A 2177-nucleotide genomic window follows, 5' to 3' on the forward strand; every position below is an offset into this window, starting at 1 on the left:
GGCGGCTGGGGATGGGGCCTCGGTGGCCTCGCAGCCGGCGCGATCATCGGCGGTGCCATCGCCAGCGGCGCACCTTACGGCTACGGCTATTATGGCGGCGGACCGTATTACGGCGGCTATGGCTATCCGGGCTATGGCTATGGCTACGCCCCGGCGTACTACGGCGGCTATGGTTATGCCCCGGCCTATCCGCGATACTATCGGCCCTATCGCCCATATTACGGCTATGGCTACGGCTATTCCCGGCCGTACCGGGTCTATCACCGGCACTATTATCGCCGGTATTGGTGAGCATCTCGCGCGGCTAGAGCGAGAGCCAGACGATCAGGCTCATGCAGGCGAAATGCAGGAGCACGATCGCGGCGAGATGCAACGGGCCGGCTTTGAGACGAACTGCGCGCATGTGGCCGCCTCCAGCCTTGCTGGGTTCGCCTATCGCCAGGAACACGGTGCGCTCCCTCTCCCGCTTGCGGGGGAGGGTTGGGGTGGGGGTGTCTCCACGCGCGAGAACCCCCAAGAGGAGAGAGCCCTCACCCGGCTGCGCCGACCTCTCCCGCAAGCGGGAGAGGTTGAGCGAGCCCGCGGCTCGTCCGAAGTTCATCACGTCTAGTTCGATTGGGCGGCCGCTGCGGTGAAGCTGCGGTCGACGGCTTTAGTCACGTCCAGCGTCTTCGGCAGGATGCCGTAACGCGTCGAGCGGTCGGAGGCCGCCTGCACCTCCTTCACCACATTCTCGTCGATCACGATCGGGCTGGTGCGCTGTGCGGTGTAGGCCGAAAGCAGCACGTCCTCCGGCAGCTTGGTCAGCTCGGCCGTGTTCCTGGCGTACTCGGCAACATGATCCAGCGACCATAGCCGCTCCTTGTTCAGCCGTTGCACCAGATCCTGCACCGCTGCACGCTTGGTCGCGATGGCGTTGTCGGATGCGACGATGAAGGTGATGGTCGGCGTGAGGCCTTCGCCGTCGGCGATCACGCGGGCCTTGTCCTTCAGCGTCGCGAACGACACGTAGGGCTCCCACACCGCCCAAGCATCGATCGAGCCGGCGAGCAGCGCGATCTTGGCGTCGACCGGCCCCAGCGGTGCGAAGGTCGCATCCTCCAGCTTGATCTCTGCTTTCTCCAGCGTGGCGTCGATCAGGAATTGGCCCCAGCCGCCGCGCGTGCCGGCGAGCCGTTTGCCCCTGAGATCGGCAGCCGATTTGATCGGCGAATCCTGGCGCACCAGAATCGCCTGCGTCTTCGCGTCCGACCTGGTGCCGCCGATTGCCTTGATCGGCGCGCCGGCCGCATAGACCGACAGGAACGAGAGATCGCCGGTATAGCCGACGTCGAGCGCACCGGCGTTGAGCGCTTCTAGGATCGGCGCGGCCGCGGGAAATTCCGACCATTCGATTTTGTAGGGCAAGTCTTTCGCGTAGCCGGAGATCTCGAGCAGCGACCGGTTGCCGCCCTTCTGGTCGCCGACGCGCAGCACGACGGTGTCGGCCGCGAACGATGCGGCAGTCGTCGACAAGGTGACGGCGGCGGCAAGCAGCGATGCCGCGAGACGGCGGGTGATGGGATGACGACGGGAGTTGATGCGCATGTGGCCTGTCTTGTTGCTTTGCTCACGACGTGTGAGCGAACGATGCAGCGAGACGATCAAGTCTATGATCGCGCTGTGCGCAGTCAATGAAATGGCCGTCCGTATTGCGCGTGCGTCAGGCAAGGACGTTTCATCGAATGGCCGCGCGCGAGAAGACGGCATGCTTGCGAGGGCGAGATGCACAGGAATGATGCACATGTGTGGTCGCCTCGCGCGGAGTTGCCAGCCGCATTCGCAAAAATCCTTTCATCGTTGCCGCGTGCGGCGATGGAGATAATGACTTCGCTTCGCGCAACATTCGAAATTCCATTTCATTGACGATGCGTCGCGTGCGCCGCATGATTTGCGCATCGCATCAACGCGGCACATGACCGCCGCAGAACGACATTCTCTCAACGCATCTCCGAACGGAACATGCGCAACGCGGCACGTTGCGTAAGCGGCGGAGCTGTGCCAGCGCAGGAGCGGGGACTGATGGACAACGACAATAAGCGCAGCGGTTCAGGACTGGACCGGCGCCATCTGCTTCAGGCGGGACTGGCTGCAGCCTTCGCCGCGCCGCTGGGCGCGCTTGGTGCGGCGCAGGCCTT

Annotated in this window: 2 protein-coding genes and 1 pseudogene; 2 read left to right on the forward strand and 1 reads right to left on the reverse strand. The window is 64.1% G+C overall.

What is annotated here, in order from left to right:
- Positions 1–291, forward strand: a 291-nt coding sequence (locus MOV75_RS35510) for a hypothetical protein (RefSeq protein ID WP_247007672.1), incomplete at its 5' end; no start/stop codon positions are given.
- Between the two features lie 315 nt (positions 292–606).
- Here MOV75_RS35510 and MOV75_RS35515 read toward each other — a convergent pair.
- On the reverse strand, positions 607–1587 hold the full coding sequence (locus MOV75_RS35515; protein ID WP_247007673.1) for an ABC transporter substrate-binding protein: 981 nt from the start codon (positions 1585–1587) through the stop codon (positions 607–609).
- Positions 1588–2001: 414 nt separating this feature from the next.
- Between MOV75_RS35515 and MOV75_RS35520 the strand changes: the two are divergent.
- Positions 2002–2177: pseudogene (locus MOV75_RS35520) on the forward strand (ABC transporter substrate-binding protein); the annotation flags it as partial.

This window comes from Bradyrhizobium sp. PRIMUS42 (assembly GCF_023006515.1).
Lineage (GTDB): Bacteria > Pseudomonadota > Alphaproteobacteria > Rhizobiales > Xanthobacteraceae > Bradyrhizobium.